This is a genomic window from Mycobacterium sp. DBP42, from assembly GCF_005924235.1.
Taxonomy (GTDB): Bacteria; Actinomycetota; Actinomycetes; order Mycobacteriales; family Mycobacteriaceae; genus Mycobacterium; species Mycobacterium syngnathidarum.
In genome coordinates, this window is sequence record NZ_VCMY01000001.1 from 127,831 (window position 1) to 145,890 (window position 18,060).

The 18,060-nt window shown below is 63.4% G+C and carries 15 protein-coding genes; 5 read left to right on the forward strand and 10 right to left on the reverse strand.

The genetic code is table 11. The annotated features are described in order from the left end of the window. Positions 1-80: 80 nt before the first annotated feature. The gene (locus E0T84_RS00665) at positions 81-1,589 is read left to right on the forward strand and encodes a sugar transferase (RefSeq protein WP_083284162.1); all 1,509 of its coding nucleotides are present in this window, start codon (positions 81-83) and stop codon (positions 1,587-1,589) included. Positions 1,590-1,596: 7 nt separating this feature from the next. Here E0T84_RS00665 and E0T84_RS00670 read toward each other — a convergent pair whose 3' ends face one another. Continuing rightward, positions 1,597-2,544: an amino acid--[acyl-carrier-protein] ligase gene (locus tag E0T84_RS00670; RefSeq protein ID WP_070186442.1), complete on the reverse strand. Its 948-nt coding sequence runs from the start codon at positions 2,542-2,544 to the stop codon at positions 1,597-1,599. A gap of 224 nt (positions 2,545-2,768) precedes the next feature. Next, positions 2,769-3,962, reverse strand: a complete 1,194-nt coding sequence (locus E0T84_RS00675) for a lipase family protein (RefSeq protein WP_070186441.1) — start codon at positions 3,960-3,962, stop codon at positions 2,769-2,771. A 119-nt stretch (positions 3,963-4,081) separates the two neighbouring features. Here E0T84_RS00675 and E0T84_RS00680 point away from each other — a divergent pair, with 119 nt between their 5' ends. The 3 genes from E0T84_RS00680 (at position 4,082) to E0T84_RS00690 (ending at position 6,583) form a co-directional block, all read left to right on the forward strand. Further along, positions 4,082-4,318 carry an acyl carrier protein gene (locus E0T84_RS00680; protein WP_070186473.1) on the forward strand — a complete coding sequence of 79 codons (237 nt, stop codon included), beginning with the start codon at positions 4,082-4,084 and terminating at the stop codon, positions 4,316-4,318. A gap of 23 nt (positions 4,319-4,341) precedes the next feature. After that, complete coding sequence (locus tag E0T84_RS00685; protein ID WP_070186440.1) at positions 4,342-4,746, forward strand: 4'-phosphopantetheinyl transferase superfamily protein; 405 nt, start codon at positions 4,342-4,344, stop codon at positions 4,744-4,746. A gap of 106 nt (positions 4,747-4,852) precedes the next feature. After that, positions 4,853-6,583, forward strand: coding sequence for a serine aminopeptidase domain-containing protein (locus E0T84_RS00690; RefSeq protein ID WP_249383529.1), 1,731 nt, complete (start codon positions 4,853-4,855; stop codon positions 6,581-6,583). Between the two features lie 10 nt (positions 6,584-6,593). Here E0T84_RS00690 and E0T84_RS00695 read toward each other — a convergent pair whose 3' ends face one another. From E0T84_RS00695 to E0T84_RS00725, 7 genes are read right to left on the reverse strand one after another with little or no spacing between them, the layout of a single operon-like run. Continuing rightward, entirely contained in the window at positions 6,594-7,802 is a 1,209-nt protein-coding gene (locus E0T84_RS00695; RefSeq protein ID WP_138743479.1) for a glycosyltransferase, read from the reverse strand. Continuing rightward, the gene (locus E0T84_RS00700) at positions 7,799-8,941 is read right to left on the reverse strand and encodes a glycosyltransferase (protein ID WP_138743480.1); all 1,143 of its coding nucleotides are present in this window, start codon (positions 8,939-8,941) and stop codon (positions 7,799-7,801) included. Before E0T84_RS00700 ends, E0T84_RS00695 begins: the two co-directional genes overlap by 4 nt. Further along, positions 8,938-9,939 carry a hypothetical protein gene (locus E0T84_RS00705; protein ID WP_083284160.1) on the reverse strand — a complete coding sequence of 334 codons (1,002 nt, stop codon included), beginning with the start codon at positions 9,937-9,939 and terminating at the stop codon, positions 8,938-8,940. Before E0T84_RS00705 ends, E0T84_RS00700 begins: the two co-directional genes overlap by 4 nt. Positions 9,940-9,942: 3 nt before the next feature. Continuing rightward, positions 9,943-11,136, reverse strand: coding sequence for a glycosyltransferase family 4 protein (locus tag E0T84_RS00710; protein ID WP_070186437.1), 1,194 nt, complete (start codon positions 11,134-11,136; stop codon positions 9,943-9,945). Next, positions 11,133-12,998: an O-antigen ligase gene (locus tag E0T84_RS00715; RefSeq protein WP_070943759.1), complete on the reverse strand. Its 1,866-nt coding sequence runs from the start codon at positions 12,996-12,998 to the stop codon at positions 11,133-11,135. The genes E0T84_RS00710 and E0T84_RS00715 overlap by 4 nt, the downstream gene beginning before the upstream one ends. 2 nt (positions 12,999-13,000) lie before the next feature. Next, entirely contained in the window at positions 13,001-13,600 is a 600-nt protein-coding gene (locus tag E0T84_RS00720) for a hypothetical protein (RefSeq protein ID WP_070186435.1), read from the reverse strand. After that, positions 13,597-15,105, reverse strand: a complete 1,509-nt coding sequence (locus E0T84_RS00725) for a lipopolysaccharide biosynthesis protein (RefSeq protein WP_070186434.1) — start codon at positions 15,103-15,105, stop codon at positions 13,597-13,599. Before E0T84_RS00725 ends, E0T84_RS00720 begins: the two co-directional genes overlap by 4 nt. Positions 15,106-15,393: 288 nt before the next feature. On the opposite strand from E0T84_RS00725, the gene E0T84_RS00730 reads away from it, so the two are divergent. Continuing rightward, positions 15,394-16,647, forward strand: coding sequence for a glycosyltransferase family 4 protein (locus E0T84_RS00730; protein WP_234998289.1), 1,254 nt, complete (start codon positions 15,394-15,396; stop codon positions 16,645-16,647). 9 nt (positions 16,648-16,656) lie between these two features. On the opposite strand, the gene efeO is transcribed toward E0T84_RS00730, so the two are convergent. After that, positions 16,657-17,823, reverse strand: coding sequence for an iron uptake system protein EfeO (efeO, locus tag E0T84_RS00735; protein WP_070186432.1), 1,167 nt, complete (start codon positions 17,821-17,823; stop codon positions 16,657-16,659). Positions 17,824-18,060: the final 237 nt, after the last annotated feature.

Sequence of the window (18,060 nt, forward strand, 5' to 3'; positions counted from 1 at the left end):
GCTGTTCGAGCAGTACCTACGCGCAATAATCACGGGGGCATAGTTGAGGATGGGAACGTCCCCTTGGAGTTGATTACGTCGTGAATGAGCCTCGGATTACGTCGGTTGGCGCGAAAACAGGTACCTTCGCCGACCCGGGCGCCGCACCCGCGGCGGTGCAGGCGCAAGCTCAGCGGTGGAGATCCTCATATCGTCGTCGTGTCCTGCTCGTCGACGCGTTCGTCCTCGCGGTGGTTGTCGCGTTCGCCGAATGGATCGGAACGGCTCAGGCACATCGCCATTTCGCCAGCTTTACCACCGCAACTGCTTTTTCAGTCGGAATATATATCGGTTGGTTGATCGCGCTCGGATATGTGCATTCGCGCGATCTCACGCTGGTGGGGCAGGAGGCCGAGGAATACCGGCTCGTTGCCGCGGCGACCGGATGGACATTCGCGATTGCCGCGGCCGCCGAAGTCTTCCTCGACATGCCGATTTCGCGTATCCAATTCGGGGTCACCTTCGGCCTCGGGTTCATCGGCCTGTTCGTGGCTCGGCATCTGCTGCGCGCGGACGTGCGTCGCCGTCGAAAGCGGGGAAAATACCTCTCCCGAGTCGTCGCATTGGGCGGTCTCGATGCCGCGCGCATCTTGTCCGAGTATTTTCAGCGTTCGCCCAGCGCGGGATACCAGCTCGTCGGCGTCCTCATGCCGGATGCCGGCGACATGATCGGGCAGGACGTCGAGATGCCCACCGGCCCCGTTCCCGTCCTCGGGTTCAACCATGACAGCGAGATCGAGGCGGCCGTGCAAGCGGCCGGCGCGGACTCACTGGCGGCGGTGTATGCGGGGGACTTCGGGCCTGAGAAGGTCAAATTCCTCGCGTGGCGTATGCAGGCGATCAACACCGGACTCATCGTCGTCCCGGGTTTGACAGAGGTCGCGACGCACCGGCTGCAGCTGCGCCCGCTGGAGAATCTGCCGCTCTTCGTGATCGAAGCACCAACCCACGACAGAGTCTCGACGATCACCAAACGAATCCTCGATCTCACCCTCGGCGTGATCGGAACCATCATCGCGCTTCCGGTTATCGCATTGGCCGGGCTGGCGATCAAGCTCGATGACCGGGGCCCGGTGTTCTATCGGCAGGAGCGAGTCGGCCTCGACCAGAAGACGTTCAGGATCTTCAAGCTGAGAACCATGCATGTCGGCACCGACAAATTGCCGAAAACCAATGAGCAGCATGCCGAGAGCATGTTCAACAAGCGTTCGTCTTCGTCCAGCGTCACCAAGGTCGGAAAATTCCTGCGAGCCACCAGCATCGACGAGTTGCCCCAGTTGTTCAACGTGCTGGGCGGTTCGATGAGCGTCGTGGGCCCGCGGCCACTTGTGCCGGGCGAAGCCGGGACGGACGCCGCATTCCTGGAACACAGAGAGCACGTCAAGCCCGGCATGACGGGGTTGTGGCAGGTGTCTGGGCGTTCTGATCTCGAGGACAAAGACCGAGTTCGGCTCGATCGGTCCTATGCCGGCAACTGGTCGGTTATCGGGGACCTGGTGATCATCTGGCGTACGATCGGTGCGGTTCTCAAGCGCAAGGGCGCGTACTGACGCGCAGCTACCAGCCCATCGCGGTACGCACCTGGCCCGGCCACGAGGACGGATCCAATCCGTGAGTTCGCAGTAGTCCCAGGGCAATTCGCTCCATACCGAAGCCGACGCAGGCGCTGTGCGCCGTGCCGCCTTCGGAGGTACGCAGGGCGAACGCCTCGCCGAAGTGATCACGGTGGCAATTGGCCGAGACCAGTGCGGTGCCCTCATGCAGGTCTCCGTAGAGTCGCACCAGTAGTTCGGTCTTCAGGCCCTCGTCTCGCTGGTTGGCGGCCAGCATCTTGCCGACGCGGCCGAAGAACGGGTCGTTTGCCGCCTCAGGTCGGGCATTGAGGCCGAGTCCGGTCAGTACCGCCATGCCGTGGTCCACCCAGCTGTCGCGATGTGTCTGCGCCTGATCAGGTGTTCCGACCAGCACATACTCGTGCATGCGGAAGGCCTGCATCCTCGCCGGGTCGATGGCTGGTTCGTGACGGAAACAGTACCCATAGATGTCCATCACCACGCCCCCGTCGGGCAGGTTCGACGGCAACGTGGCGTAGCTGGGGTGGCAGGCCGCCGTGACCAGCATGGTCCCCGACGGGCTCAGATGCCCGTCCCACGGCACGCCGGCATCTCGATCGGCCAACAGTGCCCGGTGCTCGGCGTTTCCGCCAGTGAACGTCGAGATGGCCCCGGTGAGATCAGGGAAAGACGCGATGTAGTCGGTCTTCTCGAACTGATCGCGCGGATACACCGGCGGGAACCGCAATACCTTGGCGTGATCGCCGTGGACCTCGGCGCCCTTGGCACGGACCGCGTGGTCGATGCCGTCGACGATGCTCTCGAAAACCGCTCCACGGCCGTACAGGCCGTCGATGCCCATAGGCACGAGCAGGCCGGTGGCGACGAGTTCATCGCGGAACTGCCGGCGTGCGGATTCGAGTTGTGTATCCACGTCGCGAGCTTCGGTCATCCGCCAACCCTATCGTCGGCAGGCCGGTACCGGACCTACTTCTCGCCGGTCCCCGGCAGTGAGCGTTCCCGCACCTCGGGCGTGCCCAAGCGCACTGGCGAGCCAGGGGAGCGCTACGGCGAACGCGGTGCCTGCAGATTGGAAGACGTGCTTGCCCTTGTACCCGACCACCGAGCATTCGACGTTGTAGCCGCTTGGGATCAGTCCATCGGTCAGTGACAGGTTCATCTGGGTCGGCCCTCGCAGTCGTTGGGTGCCGGCACCGATCTGAATCGATCGTTGATCCACGCCAGCGTCGCGGCTGAATCGGGTCGAGGCTGTGGTTGCCGTTGGACGGTGATCGTGTCGCCCATCTTGCAGGCGGCCTCTACCGCGCGATCGGTCCAGGCGGCCGGGCTGAGCGGCTCGTCACCGCTGTAGCTGACCAGCATCGGCGCCTGCGCCGGCCCCTGCGGCAGGTTGGTCTTCTGGATGAAACCCCGCAGGGTGTTCATCGCATCCGCGTCGGCAGGCCGCAGGTCGCCGGCCGGAACTTGTGCTGCCACCTGCCGGGCAGTGGGGGCCGGTTGACAGCCGAGCAGGGTATTCCATTGTTGGGTCGCGGCACCGCGTCGGTACTCGTCGAGGTTGACGACTTCGGGGTACTCGGCGTGGAGGGCCGCTACGAAGCGGGCAATTGCCACCTTCTGGTCGTCGTTCAATGTGCCGTTCTGGGCGGCGTCGGCAAGCCCGTTGAGATCGGAAATCGGTGAGATGCTCACCGAACCCACGAAATTGCCATCGAAGTTGTTGTAGTCGACGGCAAGTTCGTTTGCGGCCCATGCGGCCTGACCACCCTCGTTGATCCCGATTGCCAGCCATGACGTCGATGACTGGGGCTCCTCGGTATGGGCCGCCTGTGCAGCGTCGATCATGTTGTATCCGCCGGTCGTGGAGTCGAGATACGGGTGATAGGTGTCGTCGTAGTTAGTGTCGGCCGTCGGCTTGCCGAGACCTTGGAAATCCGGAACCGCCACGACGTAACCCGCCTTCAGCAACGCCACAACCGTCGGTGCCAGGTCGAGCAGGGTGGGTGAGAGGGAAGGGGCGCAGTCCGCGGTTGTGCCGGTGACCGGACGACCCACCACTACGATCGGGAATCCGTCCTCGGGGGCCTCGGTCTTCGGTGTGAAAACCGATGTATTGAAATGGGTTTCACCGTCGTAGATACCTGATCGGGAAATGTGGGTGACGAGGTTCATGGCCGCGGCGGCATCACGGACGGAATCGGCAACGTTCGTCAGCGGAACGGAGCCGAGATGGTGGGGGTCGGCTGCGTCACCCGAACCGGCCTTCTCGGCGTCGGTCTCGGCGTGCGATCCGCAACCGGTGAGTGCCAGCATGGCTGCGGTGATCATTGCCAGACTGCGACGCATCATCAACTTCCCCTCGGGTCGTGTGCGGTTTTAGCCTAGTCAGGCCGGCGGCTGCGCTTCGCCGAATTCCTCATGGGAAATCGCCGGCACATTGCCTTCGGCCGCGTCTTATGCTGGCGAGCATGCGGGAAGCAATTCAGAAGGCATTGGCGGATCACGGAAGAATGTCGGTCGATCCGACCGGTGTCGATGCCGACGCTGACCTCTACGAACTCGGCCTGACCTCTCATGCGTCGGTCAACGTCATGCTGGCCTTAGAGGACGAGTTCGACATCGAATTCCCGGACGAGGCGCTGAAAAAATCGACTTTTGCTTCGATCAACAACATCGAAGCCGCCATCAACGGCCTTACCAAGTAGCACGTGTCGGTGCCGGAAGGCCCATGAACCCGCCTGAGGTCCAGCTACCAGGTCACCGCGTCCGCGTCGGGTGCGATGTGGTGGCCCTCGACGACATCGCGAACTCGCTGTCGTCTTTCGGAGACCGGTTTCTGACCAGGATCTACACCGCTGACGAGGTCGCTACCTGCAGCGGCACGAATCGGCTGGCACGGTTGGCCGCGCGCTTCGCCGCCAAAGAGGCGGCCATAAAGGCGTTCGCACAGCCGGACTCCTCATTTGTCCCGAATGAGATCGAGGTCGTCACCTCGGATCACCTCCCAACTTTGCGGTTTACCGGTTCGGCGGCGCGGTTGGCGGCCGAGCAACGGTGGCTGCAGGTCTCTGTCTCGCTCACCCACGCCGATTGTCACGCGGCGGCCGTGGTGGTGGTGGTTTGCGCAGGGTAGAAGTGGCGGGTATGCGATTTAGCTAAAATGGCGGTTTCTATTTGTAACAGTCGTGCGCCGAGATGCGAATCTGGTAGAGCGTCGAGCGTTACTGATGGATGACGGGATGGGCACACAGATGGCGGCGGAATCGGGTATGCAAGGCGTGCCGACGTGGTTCGGTCCCGAGCAATCGCGTCTTTTCGGCGTTGTGCATGTGCCGGATGGCGGAATTGCCCGGGCCGGCGTGGTCATCTGCCCGCCGCTCGGCCGCCAGCATCTGGATACCTACCGCGGATTGAAATTGTTGGCGCAACAGTTGTGTGCGAGGGGGTTTGCGGTTCTGCGGTTCGATTACCGGGGAACTGGGGATTCCACTGGAGCCCAGTGTCTGGACAGCGCCGTGGATGACTACGTAGAGAGCATTCGGACGGCCGTGGGCTATTTGCGGGCTTCCGGGCTGCAGAGTGTCTCACTGGTGGGCCTGCGGGCCGGCGCGCTGTTGGCAGCGACGGCGGCGCCCTCGATCGACGGCCTGGAAGGCCTGGTCATGTGGGACCCGGTCACCGATGGTCGCAGGTACCTGCGCGAACAAAAGGTTCTCTACCAGATGACCGTCGGGGGACAAGAATCCGCCGAGCTGCCGCCCGAAGCGGACTCGGTGCCACTTCTCGGCCTCACACTCTCGGCGACAGCTGCTGCCGACCTTGGTGCGTTGAAGGTACCGGACGAGGTCGGGGCGACGTCGATACTCGTGTTGAGCCGGCCGGAACTCGCTGGCGACCGCAGGCTGGCCGGCCTGCGCGCGGCGAATAACTGCACAATTCAGGAAATCGCCGGCCAGCCCGAGTTCGTTGAACCGCCCAGCATCGTGGTCAAGATTCCGATGGATACCCTGGCGATGATCGAGAAATGGCTCGATGCGAATCTCACGTCGGAGACAGTCGCTTTCCAACCGGCGTTCTCCGACCTTGCAGTGGTCGATGAAATGTCGGACGGCCGAAAGGTCATGGAATCGATCACCGAACTCGGTCCGAGCCGACTGTTCGCCATCCGAACTGAGCTCGCCGGCGATGGTGCGGGTGGCCCGACCGTGTTGTTCCACAACACCGCGTGCGAGCATCGGGTCGGCTCTGGGCGAATCTGGCCGGATACGGCCCGGGATCTGGCCGCTCTTGGCGTGACTGCGGTCCGCTACGACCGTCGGGGGGTTGGCGACACCGGCGTCGCTACCGAGGATTTCCCGTGGATGCACTCGCCGGTGGCCAAAGCCGATGTGACTGACGCGGTCGACGCCCTGGCGGTACCGGCAGAGCGGTTGATCATGACCGGAATATGTTCGGGCGCTTGGAATTCCGCCTATGGGGGTTTGGAGTGCGGAGCGAAATTGGTGATCCTGCTGAACATTCTGCTGTATTCATTGCGGCGTTCCGAAGGTGGATCGGAACGAATCGCGCAGGTGACTGACGCCGTTTCTGGCGATGAGGGCACCGGCGATGAAGACACTGAGACGAGGCGGGTTTGGGGCCTGGTCAAGCAGGGGCTGCGAAACTGGCTGCCGTATAGGGGTTGGTTGCTCCTCGGCCGGCTCGGTTATACGCAGGCACCGGAGGTGCTCCTGAGGGCGCTCGGCAAGAGCCGGGTGCCGACTGAACTCGTGCTGTCACCGATGGATTTCGATTGGTACGTCGGACATCGTGGCCCGATCGGGGCCAAACGGTTGGCACGTCGCGGGTGGGCTCCGAAGCTGACGCAGGCACCTGCCGGCGACCATGCAGTGCTCCATCGCGGTTTGCAGAACTTCATCCGCGAGTACCTGCTGGAGGCTACGCGACGGGAGTTCGCCGACCAGCTGTAATGGCCGGCTCTCAGATCGTCGTGAACAGGGCACACATCGCTGCGGTCGTCGCCGTGATGTCGAACTCCCGCTCGACCAGTTCGCGTCCCGCCTGGGCGTAGTCATCCAGTGCGGGGCCCGCAGATATCAGTTGTTCCAATGTGTCACGCAGGCTCTGTGCGTCCGCCGGAATAGCCAAAAGGCCTGTCCGCCTGGGAATCACCAATTCGGGGATCCCCGACAGATCCGTTGACACGGTCGGTATCCCGCTCGCCAGCGACTCCATCAGGGCGACCGGAAGACCCTCCATCTGACCGTCGGCGGCGATGACGCTCGGCAACACGAACAGATCGGCCTCGGCCAGGGCCTGCTTGACCACTGTTTCAGACTGTCCCCCATGAAACCGGATCCGCGAACCCAGCCCGAGTTCCACCGCCAGGTCCTGTAATTCATCACGCAGCGGCCCGTTGCCGATCAGGTCCAGCTCGATCCGGTCGACGCCGGGGCCGCCGAGGGCCAATGCCCGAAGTAACACCTCGTGTCCCTTGTACTCCTGGAGCGAGGCCACACACAGTCCGCGGATGGGCCCGTTGTCGGGAATTCGCCTGGGGTGGAACGGATATACGTTGGTATCGATTCCGCAGTGGATCACGTGCACCGGCGTCATGGTGTAGCTCTCGAGCAGTCGGCGGTTGTACTCCGATACTGTGACGACGAAATCGGCGCCGTCGAGTTTAGGGCCCAGCATCGACTGGTCCACGTACAGATCATGCGCGTGAATGGTCACGCTGTAACTGGTGCCCGCCAGTCGTGAGCAGATCCACGCAGCCAACGCGGGGTACGTAGCGTAATGCGCGTGGATGTGCCGGGTGCGGCCTGAGGGGTGTAGATCGCGGGCGTGAGCGGCGGCGATCGGAACCGTGGCCAGCGCACGGACCAGTAGACCAGGCCGGGCGGCGTATCCGCGGACCACGTCGACCAAGATCGACAGAGTAACCAGCGGGTGCCGAAACAGTGCCCACAGTAGCGCGACCGCACTCGCACCGGCGCCGGGACGCACCAACTTGGCCACCCATGGCCGGGCAACCTCGTGGACCTGCGGATCTGGTGACGGGAACAACGAACGCAGCCCGATGTCCAAACCTGTTGTTCTCGACAGGGCATCGAGTTCCCTGACAATGAAGGTTTCAGAGGTAACCGGGAACCTGGACACCAGATAGTCGATCTGCTTGCCGCTCACCGTTTGCGCTCGATCAGTTCTGTGTAGAGGTCTTGGAGTCGGTGGGCCCAGGTTCTTGCCGAGAACTCGCTGTGGGCACGCTCGATGGCAGGCGGTCCCAGCGCAGCCCGAAGCCGTGGTTCGTCCAGCAGCCGGGTGACGGCTTCGGCCAATGCGGTGGGGTTGTTGGGTTCGAACAGTAACCCGGTCGAACCATCGAGGATGATGTCGGGGATACCGCCGATCCGGGACGCGGCGATGGCCTTGCCCGACGCCGATGCTTCGATCAACACCGTGGGCAGGTTCTCACCGTAGATCGAGGGGAGGAGTACCACGTCGGCGGCCCGGTATACCTGCGGCATGTCGGAGCGAACCCCGGCGAAGATCACTGAGTTGGTCAAGCGCGATTCGCTGACCAGCCTGCGGTATTCACCCTCCTCGTCGCCGCCCCCGACCAGGGAAAGGATGGCATCAGGGTGTTTTTGCAACACCAGCGGCCAGGCCTCGATCGCTACGGGGATGCCCTTGAAGTCGCGGAAGGCGGCCGGTAGCACGACCAATGGTCCAGGGCCCCCGCCGAGTTCGCCACGCACTGTCGGATCTGGCTCGCCAGGGTGGAAGTTGCTGACGTCGATTCCGTTGTGCAGCACATCCCAGTTGGGCGCGACCCGGCCCCTGCGATGCACCTGCGCCCACGACACTCGGCTGGCTTCAGAGACGAACAGCACGCGGTCGCCGAGCGTGGCGGCCTTGGTGGCGACATGCTCGCGCCAGTATTCGAGGCCGGGCCACCGTTCGGTCACATGGTGAAACGTGCAAACCACCGGCCGACCGGTGAGCTTCGCCGCGGGCACCGCGAAGCTGGCTGACATCTCCAGATGCGTGTGCACCAGGTCGTATCCGCCGCTACGGATCTCTCCGGCCAGACGGGGGATGCCGGTGGGGTCCAGCAGTCGAGTGATTCCGAGCGATCGTGGGTGTACGCCTGCTTCGGCCAGAATGCTCATGGTTTTGTCGGAGTTGACCGATGCACTGTCGAGGCCGACGAACTCCATGTCGACGTCGGTGCCGCGCATAGCTACGGCCAACGGGGCCAATAGCGTTTCGGCACCACCCATCCGAAACCCGTCGATCAGGGTGAGCACCCGAATCGGTTTCATTTGAGAACCCTCAATTTCTTCCAAGGGATGTCCGTCATCCCGTCATAGTCCCATCGGACTCCGGCATCGCTGTACGTTTGCCCGACGGTTCCGGGGGGCGCCGTGTTGTCCCGTTCGACACTGATGCTCAATGGTGACCCGCTGACATCCGTGATGTATCCGCCGAAGCGCTGTAACGCTTCTGCCAGGTAGCGCTCGGCCGGTGCGAGTCCCAAGGAGTCGATGTCCAGGCTCGGGTCCAGTTGTATACGTGCACCTTCGGGGATGCAGTCGGGTCTCGTCGATCGGCCGTCGGTCTTGAGAGCCGGTGGCCGAAACACATTGGCACACACGTTGTTGCTCTCCATCGCCAATGCGTGCGGAATCGAGCCTTGCGCTATCTCCGCCACCCGGACGACACCGGCTAGTCGGGATGCACCTGAACCCGTGCTCGACCCACCCCAACCAGAGCCGTCGAGGTCGTTGACTGCGGCCCATTGGGTTGTCCAAGAACCGTAATCATGCTTGGCGCCCCAGAACTCGTATATCTTCCGGTTTTCGGGGTCAATGACCACCATCGCGGCGTCGGAGCCGTACTGCGGCCGCGCGTCGTCGGGAATCGGTACCTGCTGTCCCCTGAAAGGGCAGCGGCCCCATGTGGTGATGACGCACGACACTGAATGGCGGGGGGTGTCCGCGTCCGCGGTGTAGATCGGGAGTCCGAATTCGATAGTCGATACGTAGGCGCTGTTGTCCCAGCCCACGGCGCCGATCATCGCAGCGCTGTTCGGGTCGACTTCGGCGTCCGCTGGGATCGGTGTCCGGAAAGGGCTGTTCTCGGCGAACGGTTGGGGTAGGGCAGGCAGTTGGGGAGCGGTAGATATCAGGGGGAGTCGAGATGTTTGGGATGGCTCTACCGACTGCGGGCTATCTGTGGCGCTCCTCGTGACCGCGATGATCGCGACGGGCACGACGACGGCGGTGATGGCGATCTGCCAGAGGGCTCGTCGGGTCGCCATAGCTCACTGCTCCGGGCTGACCCGATTGGTAGCGGCGGTCACTGCATCGCTGATCGAGGCTGCTGCAACGCTCCAGGAGCGCTGCACCGCGGTTCGCCCAGCCTCCCCCAGTCTTGCGGCCAGCTCTGGGTCCTGTAGCAGTCGAAGCATCGCGTCGGCCAGCTTCGCGGCGTCGTTCGGCGGGACCAGCAGCCCGGTGATGCCGTCTTCGATGGCGGCGGGTAGATCGCCGACCGTGGTGCCGATGACCGGACGGCCGAATGTGTAGGCCAGGTGTGCCACACCGCTGGCACTGGCGCGGATATACGGGGTGACCACGACTCGGGCGGATTCGATAAGGCCCGGGACCTCGTCCATCTCAAGGTAGCCGGGCCGGGCGTCCACTCCGTTGGCGGCGGCCTGCGCCAGAAGTTCCGTGGCATCCACATCGGCACTGACAGCACCCGCGACGATCAGGTGGGCTGTTGGCATCTCGGCTTTGACAATTGCGAAGGCGTCGATCAGGACATCGATGCCTTTGTAGGTGGTCCAGGTGCCGAAGAACAGGGCGACCGGTTCGGTTTGGGTGACCGGTGCTGGTGGTCGACCGCGATGCATGGCGCCCGAGTCGCCGTGTGGAATCACCACGACGTCGCAGTTGGGCTGCCAGTGGTCGAGCACGATCTGACGGGTTTGCGGTCCCAGCACGAAGACGACGTCCATCTCTCGCCACGCCGCCGCGAACGAGGCCTGCAGGAGCCGACCTTCCTTGGGTTTGCTGGTGTCCCTGGCGTCGGATCGGGGCAGCGGTTCATGGGCTATGATGCCGAACACTGTGTGCGGCAACAGCTTACAAATGGCAACGACGAACCAGGGCTCGAAGGTGAAGCGCCATTGAGAGAACAGTACCGCGCGCGGCGGTCGACGACGCAGTTGATATGCCAGCACCAGCCAAGCCAGTACCAACTGGCCGGCGCGTCGGCCGCGGCGCAGCAGATACCCGGCGTAGCCGCTGTCGGGGTTGTCATTGGGGTGCCAGGTGGGAAACACTGGCCGGACGGTGAATCCTGCCTCTGCAGAAGCGATTTCGGGGTCCGGTCCGGTCCACAATTCAACTTCGCCACCGTGCTTCGTCAACGCGCTGCCGAGTTGAGCGGCGAACTGGAACAGTCCCCCAGAGGGTGAGAACTCAACCAGGACTGTGCGATTGTCCGTCATGCTGCGGCTCCGACGGGGTCTGGTGAGGCAGGCTGACGTGGCGGCCAGAATCGGTTCGCGAGGCGGCCTGCCAGCAAACGGGTCGCCACCATGGTGAGCAGGCCCCAAGCGGCCGCGTACAGCAGTGCCGACTTGGACCGCACGGAGGTGCGTTCCAGTTCCACACCGGTGATGGTCTCGACCGTGTACTGCATTGGCCCAATGTTGTCATTAATTCGCGTGCGAGACACCGCTAATGCGTTGGCCAGACGCCTTTGGGCACTTTCGGCGTCAGACGCGGTGACCCTGAACGTAGCGATACCGCGGATCGAGTCGGAGTCGATCTCCGCGGGTGCGTCGGTGTTGTACATGACTTCGACCATGGTTGGCAGGAACGCTTCTCGGGCGCGGACATTCATCGCGTACGAGGCCCAGCCATCGAGCGGACCGACCGGCATCATGATGACCTTCTGGCTGGCGCGCACCGCAGGGGTGCTTGCCGCCAACATGCTGACCGTGGCGACTGCGACGCCGGCCACGACAGCCACGACCCACAGCGCAGTGATCCGCACCATGCTGCGGATCACCTCCGGGCGTACTGCTTCTGGAGGTCCGAGGGCGCAGGCCAAGGCGAGCACGATCGCGAACGAGCGGAAATAGGCCAGGTGCAGAAATACGCTCGCTGCCGACCAGGTGATGATGCCGGTGAGCGTAGCGGCGGCGAGTGCGCGATCAACCGACTTGGGATCAGCGGCAATTCGCAGCGCCACGATCGTCAGGACGCCGCCGACCATGATCCCCCAGGTCAGCAACCCGGTGATCCCAGTCTCGGCAAGGAGTTGGGCGTAAAGATTGTGTGGGGCGACCAGTCCTTCGTTGACGGCCGTCTTCACCCGGTCGGTGAAGTACGGCACCTCGGCGCCGAACGCCCCGGGACCGAACCCGAAGGCGGGCCGATGTTGGAACATCTGCCACGCCATCTCCTGGGAAGCCTCGCGGCCCAGAACCGAAGGGTCGATGTCATAGCTGCGTTGGCCACCCGACCCGCCGAGTACGTCATTCACCAGCGCCACCATCCGGTCACCGATGCCGGGGACCGCGAGCATCACCAGCGCGACCGGCGGGACCAGCGCCAGCTTTTTCGGTTGTCCGGACGCGATGAACCACACCACCGCGGCGAGCCCGGCCGACAGCTGTGTCCCTCGGGACTGAGTCAGGTAGGCGCCGATCAATATGGCCACGCCGGCCAGCAGCCAGAGCAGAGCCTGCCGTTGCTGCGCGGCGCGCCGTGCTCGATAAGCCAGGGCCCAGGCCATCGGCAGGCCCATTACGAGTACCCGACCCCAGAAATTGGAGTCGTTGTAGGGTCCGCTGTACCGCTGAGTGGTGATCAACTCGCCCTGGGCGGCGGAAATCTGTGCCAGCCCGCCGAAAGTCTGGACTCCACCCGTCAGATAGCTGGCCAGAGTCAACAGTGAGAGGACTGCCAAGGTGGCGGCCACAGCCGCGGCGACCGCCCATGGCCGCCCCGTGATCTGGGTGAACATCAGGATGATGAACAGGTACACCAGGTCGACCGAGGAGCGATACATGACGCCCGACGAGGCGGCGAGGTCGACGGAGCCGGCCATGGCGATCGCCTGTCCTGCGACGTAGACACCGATCAGGGCAGCGCCGGCCACTGTCCAGCGGTTCAACCGGGCACGTGCGGCAGGGTCGCGCAGCGTCAACATCAAGGCGATGGTGGCAACGCCGACACCGGCTTTGAGCAGTGGCGCCGAGGTATAAGCGCTGGCTACCTCCGACAGGTTGGCAATTTCGACGACCACCATGACGACGAGGACGCCGACGATCCACCTGCTGGAGCGGGCCACCTCGGACACGGTTATTCGTTGTTTCGGTGCGAGGCGTCGTTTCGGCGTGAGCGCAGCCAGGTGACGCCTATTCCGACCACGGCGCCGAACATCAGTCCGCCCAGCGCACCAGCCAGGATCAGCTGGCTCCGTGGCGTCGACATCGCGTACGCACCGTCGGGCGGTGAGACCACACGGACCTGGAACGGAGCGGAGACTGCCGCGACTTCAGGCGTGGCTTTGGCGAGAAGATCTGCCACGGCGGCCTCTGCCGCGTGCGCCGACGGTGCGTCAGCCGTGATCGACACCATGGTGGTGTCGGGCACCGCGCCGGCCGTCAAGACAACGCTCGATTCGTCGACTTCGGCAGCCTGTGCGGCGCTGGCTGCCCACCGTGGATCAGCGAAGACGGCGGCCGCGGTGCGCGAAACTTGTCCTTGGGTGAGTACTTCCCAGTAGGCCGACGCGTCCGCTGTGGTCAGGTTGGGGCCCGGAACCAGGGCCACCTGCGCGGTCGCCCGATAGGTCGTCGACACCGGGAAGAGGAATCCGGCGAGCGCACCCACGACGAGTCCGAGGACCGCGCAAGTCGCGACGACTGGGTTCAGCCATAGGCGCCTTGGGCTACTCATCTTCGCAACCTTCCCGCCAACCGACCGGCGACCGGCCTCGCCAACTGCGGCGCAGTGACGCACAGCGCCGCCGCATAGATCACCATGCCCAACGGGATCAACAGTATGAGTTGGACCGGTGCCGGCCAGTGAGCAACCACCAAGCCGATACCAAACAGGATGGCGGCCATGGGGATTGCTGCCACGACCGGCCGCCCGACCACCGAGAGGATCTGTTGCCACCGGATCGGGATGACCCGGCGGACCACGGTCATCCGAATGACGAAATGAATCAGCTCCACACTGAGAAGGGCTACCGCAACCAGCGTCGCGCTGTGCCCTGCAGCCCACCAGATGGGGGCGACCAGTAGTGCGAGTTTGGCCGCATTGATCGCGGTGAGCAGACCAGGCCGGCCCGTCGCTTTGAACACATCGCCCGCGTGGAACGAAGCCGAATAGATGGCGGTGTACAAGGCCAGCACCACCAAGATGTTCTTGGCGTCGTCGTACTGGGTGCCGTACAGGGTGTGCAGCAAGGGCCCGGCGACAACTGCCAAGCCGACACCGGCCGGCACGGTCAACGCCAGAACGATGCCCAAGGCCTTCTGGTACTGCAGGGACATGGCCGCGCGGTCGTGCTGCAGCCGCGACATCGAACTGAACAGGACGTCGCTGATGACGCTACACAGATTGAGTACGACGAGCTCGGGAACCCGGTATGCCAGGGTGTACAGGCCGAGTTCAGTGGTGCCGAGCCGGGTTCCGACGGCCAGGTAGTCCACGTTGTAGATGGCGTACGCGAGCAGCGTTACCCCGGTGACCGGGATGCCGAACCGCAGCAGTGCTTTGGCTTCGTCCAGTTGAAAGCGCGGCCACATGAATGTAGGGGCGGCCCACCAGTACATGATCGCGGTGATCAGCACCCCGGCAAGTTGGCCGTAGACCAGGCTCCACACCCCGTGGCCGGTGGCGGCAAGCCATATCGTGAGTGCGGTCTTGACCACTGCGCCGACGAATTCAGGCAACAGTCGGCGCCGGAAGTTCAGGTCACGGCGCAACCAGGACAACGGCACGACACTGAAGGCCGAGATCATCAACGCGATTGCCAGGACCCGGATCAGCGGCGCAAGGTCGGGGTGATGCAGCAGCTTGGCCGCGATGCCGGCCGTGGATGCCAGCACCGCTCCGGCGATGACTCCGAACCCGATGGACAGGGTCAATCCCGTTGGGGCGATGCGATTCCAAGGTCGGTGACTTTGGATCAGTGACTCTGCAACGCCGAGGTCCTTGACGTAATCGAACAAGTTGACCAGCAACAACGCCAGGGCGAAGATGCCGAATTCGGCTGGGGTGAGCAGCCGCGCGACCACGACGGTCATCAAGAGCGTCGAACTCTTGCTTATCGCAAAGACGGTGTAGTTCCAGAGTGTCTGCTTGCCGAGGTTTGCCGACTTGTGCGGCGGCGGATCTTGGACCGCTCGGCCTGGAGTTTCGATCGGTCGGTCAGTGGGATCGATCGGCGTCATGTAGCCCGCATCTTCCCCGGCCCCGGCGCCTGTCCGCGCATGTCCGCTACTGAGATGCGGTTCGGTGAAGAAGTGTGTCTCACCACCGAATCGCTCCTGTCGACTTTGCTGTAGTGGTATTGATACGTGAGTTCGGTCAATGCCCGCGCGCGGGTCAGTGTATGTCAGCGGGGCTGAGCTCAGAGAAAAACCGCGACGTCAGCAGGCGATCGTAGGTGCAATTGTGATGCAATTGCGGCCAGAGATTGAACGGGCGACTGAAGAAATCGAGGCAGGTGTGCAGTGTCCGTGACGTTCGTGAGCGCGGTTGATCCATATCCCACGGACGCCGGCAAGAAGGTGGTGCTGGCCGGATTTCTTGAGTACTTCCGCGATCGGCTTGGCCCGCAACACGTCCATTACCTGCTTGTCGGTGGTCGGCCGCAGCCGGAGTTTCCCGTCACGTTGCATCCGCTGCCCAAACCGGCCCGAAAAGCAACATTGGCCACGGTGGCCAGCCGCGTTCCGACTGGGCGCGCATCCCTCCAGGAATCCTTGTTGTACTCGCCCGAAGTCAGCCGTGCGGTGCGCGCGGTGCTGGAGGAAATCGACCCGGATCTGGAGATATACGACACCATTCGGATGGCGCAATACGCGGACCAGGCCCACGCCGACCGACAGCTTTGCTACCTCGATGATCTATTCTCTGAGCGTTATGCGGCCATGCTCGACGCGGCGGCGCGTTTTCCCGATGTGACGATGCGCCCGCTCGGCAATTTCGCCGAACACGTGCCCAGCCTATTGAGGCCCTTGGCTGATGCCAAGCTTCCGCAGCGGGCGCTCCTGCGTATGGAGGCGGCGCTCGTCCGGCGCAGCGAAAACCGTGCGGCATTGAGATTCCGGCGGAACCTGTTGGTGAATGCAGGGGAGGCGCTCAGGCTGACCGCCCGGGTTGCCGACCGTGGATCCGCAGACGTGATCGCGGTACCTCCTCTGGTCCAGCCGCCGCCGTTCCGGCAGCGTCAATACGACGGAGCTCCCGACTTCGTCTTCATCGGATTGTTGTCGTTGCCACACAACGAGGACGGCGTGCGGTCGTTCCTGGCCGACGTGTGGCCGCTGGTGCTGAAGCGGATGCCGAAGGCCCGTTTGCGCATCATTGGTCGGGAATGCGGCAGGGAACTTGCCGAGTTGGCGGGGCGGTTCGGCACTTCGGTGACTTTGGAGGGCTATGTCGACGATCTCACCGGGGCGTTGACTTCGGCGGCCGGGTTGATCAACCATCTGCGATTCGGTTCGGGGATCAAGCTGAAAGTAATCGAGGCGCTGGGACGGGGGCTCCCTGTGGTCTCGACGAGTGTGGGAGCCGATGGATTCGCTGTTGGTCGCGAGCACGGGGTGTTGATCGCCGATCAGCCCGCCCAGTTCGTCGAGGCGATGGGTGAGTTGACTGATCCCAGCCGCAACCGCGAGATATCTGACGGTGCCCGTGGGCAATTCGGTGCGACGTTCGCCAAGGATGCCGTGTTCGCTTGTTATGACAAGGCTTTCACGCTGCGTTGATCACGGTCGTCATGGTTGGGCAACCATGTCCCGCACCTGCGCGACCACGGCACTCAATGCTTGGACGGCTTGTGAGAGTTCTTGGCGCTCGGGTTCGGTTACCGAGTCGTAGTAGACGAATCCATCGTTCCAGTGGTGACTGTCCAGCACGCCCTCTACCGTGGCGAAGGCCTGGTCTATCTGCACGCCAAATCCGGGACGACGTTCATCGACGATCGGGCGGACTGAGCCGACTGCGATGCGGGACCCATCGAGGTTGGCCTGGAAGTCCCACAGGTCGGTGTGGCTGAAAATATCCTCCTGGCCGGTGATCGCATTCGCGGCCATTTCGTCGAGTACGCGTTGCGCTCCACCGATGAGCTCGGCTGGGTCGATCGTCCACTTCGGGTCCTTGAAGGCCGCGTCGAGTTCCTTGACGTCGGCCACCAACAGATTGGCGATCGCATTGGTGTCCGGCGGCGGCTTGCTCATCCAGAGGTTTTTCTCCAGGTGATGGAAGCCTGTCCATTTCTCACCCGGGCGCAAATCTGCTTCGCGTAGGTCGATGCGCCGGCCCAGATCGTTGGGGAACGATGCCGAGACCGGCTCGATGCGCTCGTAGTACGCGCGCGCCTTTGCGTACAGGGGCTGGGCGCCCTCGACATCCCCCTTCTTGATCGTGCCGACGAATGCTTCGGTGGCAGTGACCAGTTCGCTGGTCTGCGTGGTGACGTAATTCCTGTAGTCCTCTGCGGCGGCATCGAACTTGCTCTGGGTGGATGGGACGGCGTTTCCGGTTACCTTGAAGTTGGCCCGGATCCCGTCGCCGACCATTGCAGGTCTACACGCCGTGTAGTACTTGCCAGGCGCAGCGAGTTGCACGATCAGCTTGCGCTGCAAGCCGGGAGCGATGTTTTCCACCGCGCCTACAACGCGGTCGCCTGCGGCGTACACGTAGAACTCGGTGACCAGGGTGCCATTGTTGGTGACGACGAAGGCGGTCGTGCCGGTATCCGCGGATGTCCTTGACAGTTGGCAGAAATCGTCGGAGGCGGACACGGTGATCTCGTTGCTCGCGGGCCTACCGTCATCGAAGGTTTGCTTGGGGGCGCACCCGGATATGGATATCCCGGTGAGGACGGCGAGTAGGAGGGCCGTTGTCAGGCCGGTCGTCGCATAGTGGGCACCGTATGCCATGTGATCGACTTTTCCAGTCCTCCGATGGATTAGCCAAGACAACAGAAGAATTGCAACATTCGAAGGTCCGACGGTCGGCTATTCCCGCCGGTATAGTCCGATTTCGGTTGGACTCAAAGGCTTGGATATCCGAAAGCAGGTCGAACAGCGTGCATCCGGTGAGGTCCGTTCCATCAGCGAATACGCATCGGTTCCTGGCACGTGCCCTATTGTCGGCGGCGCTCGTGATCGTCTCGG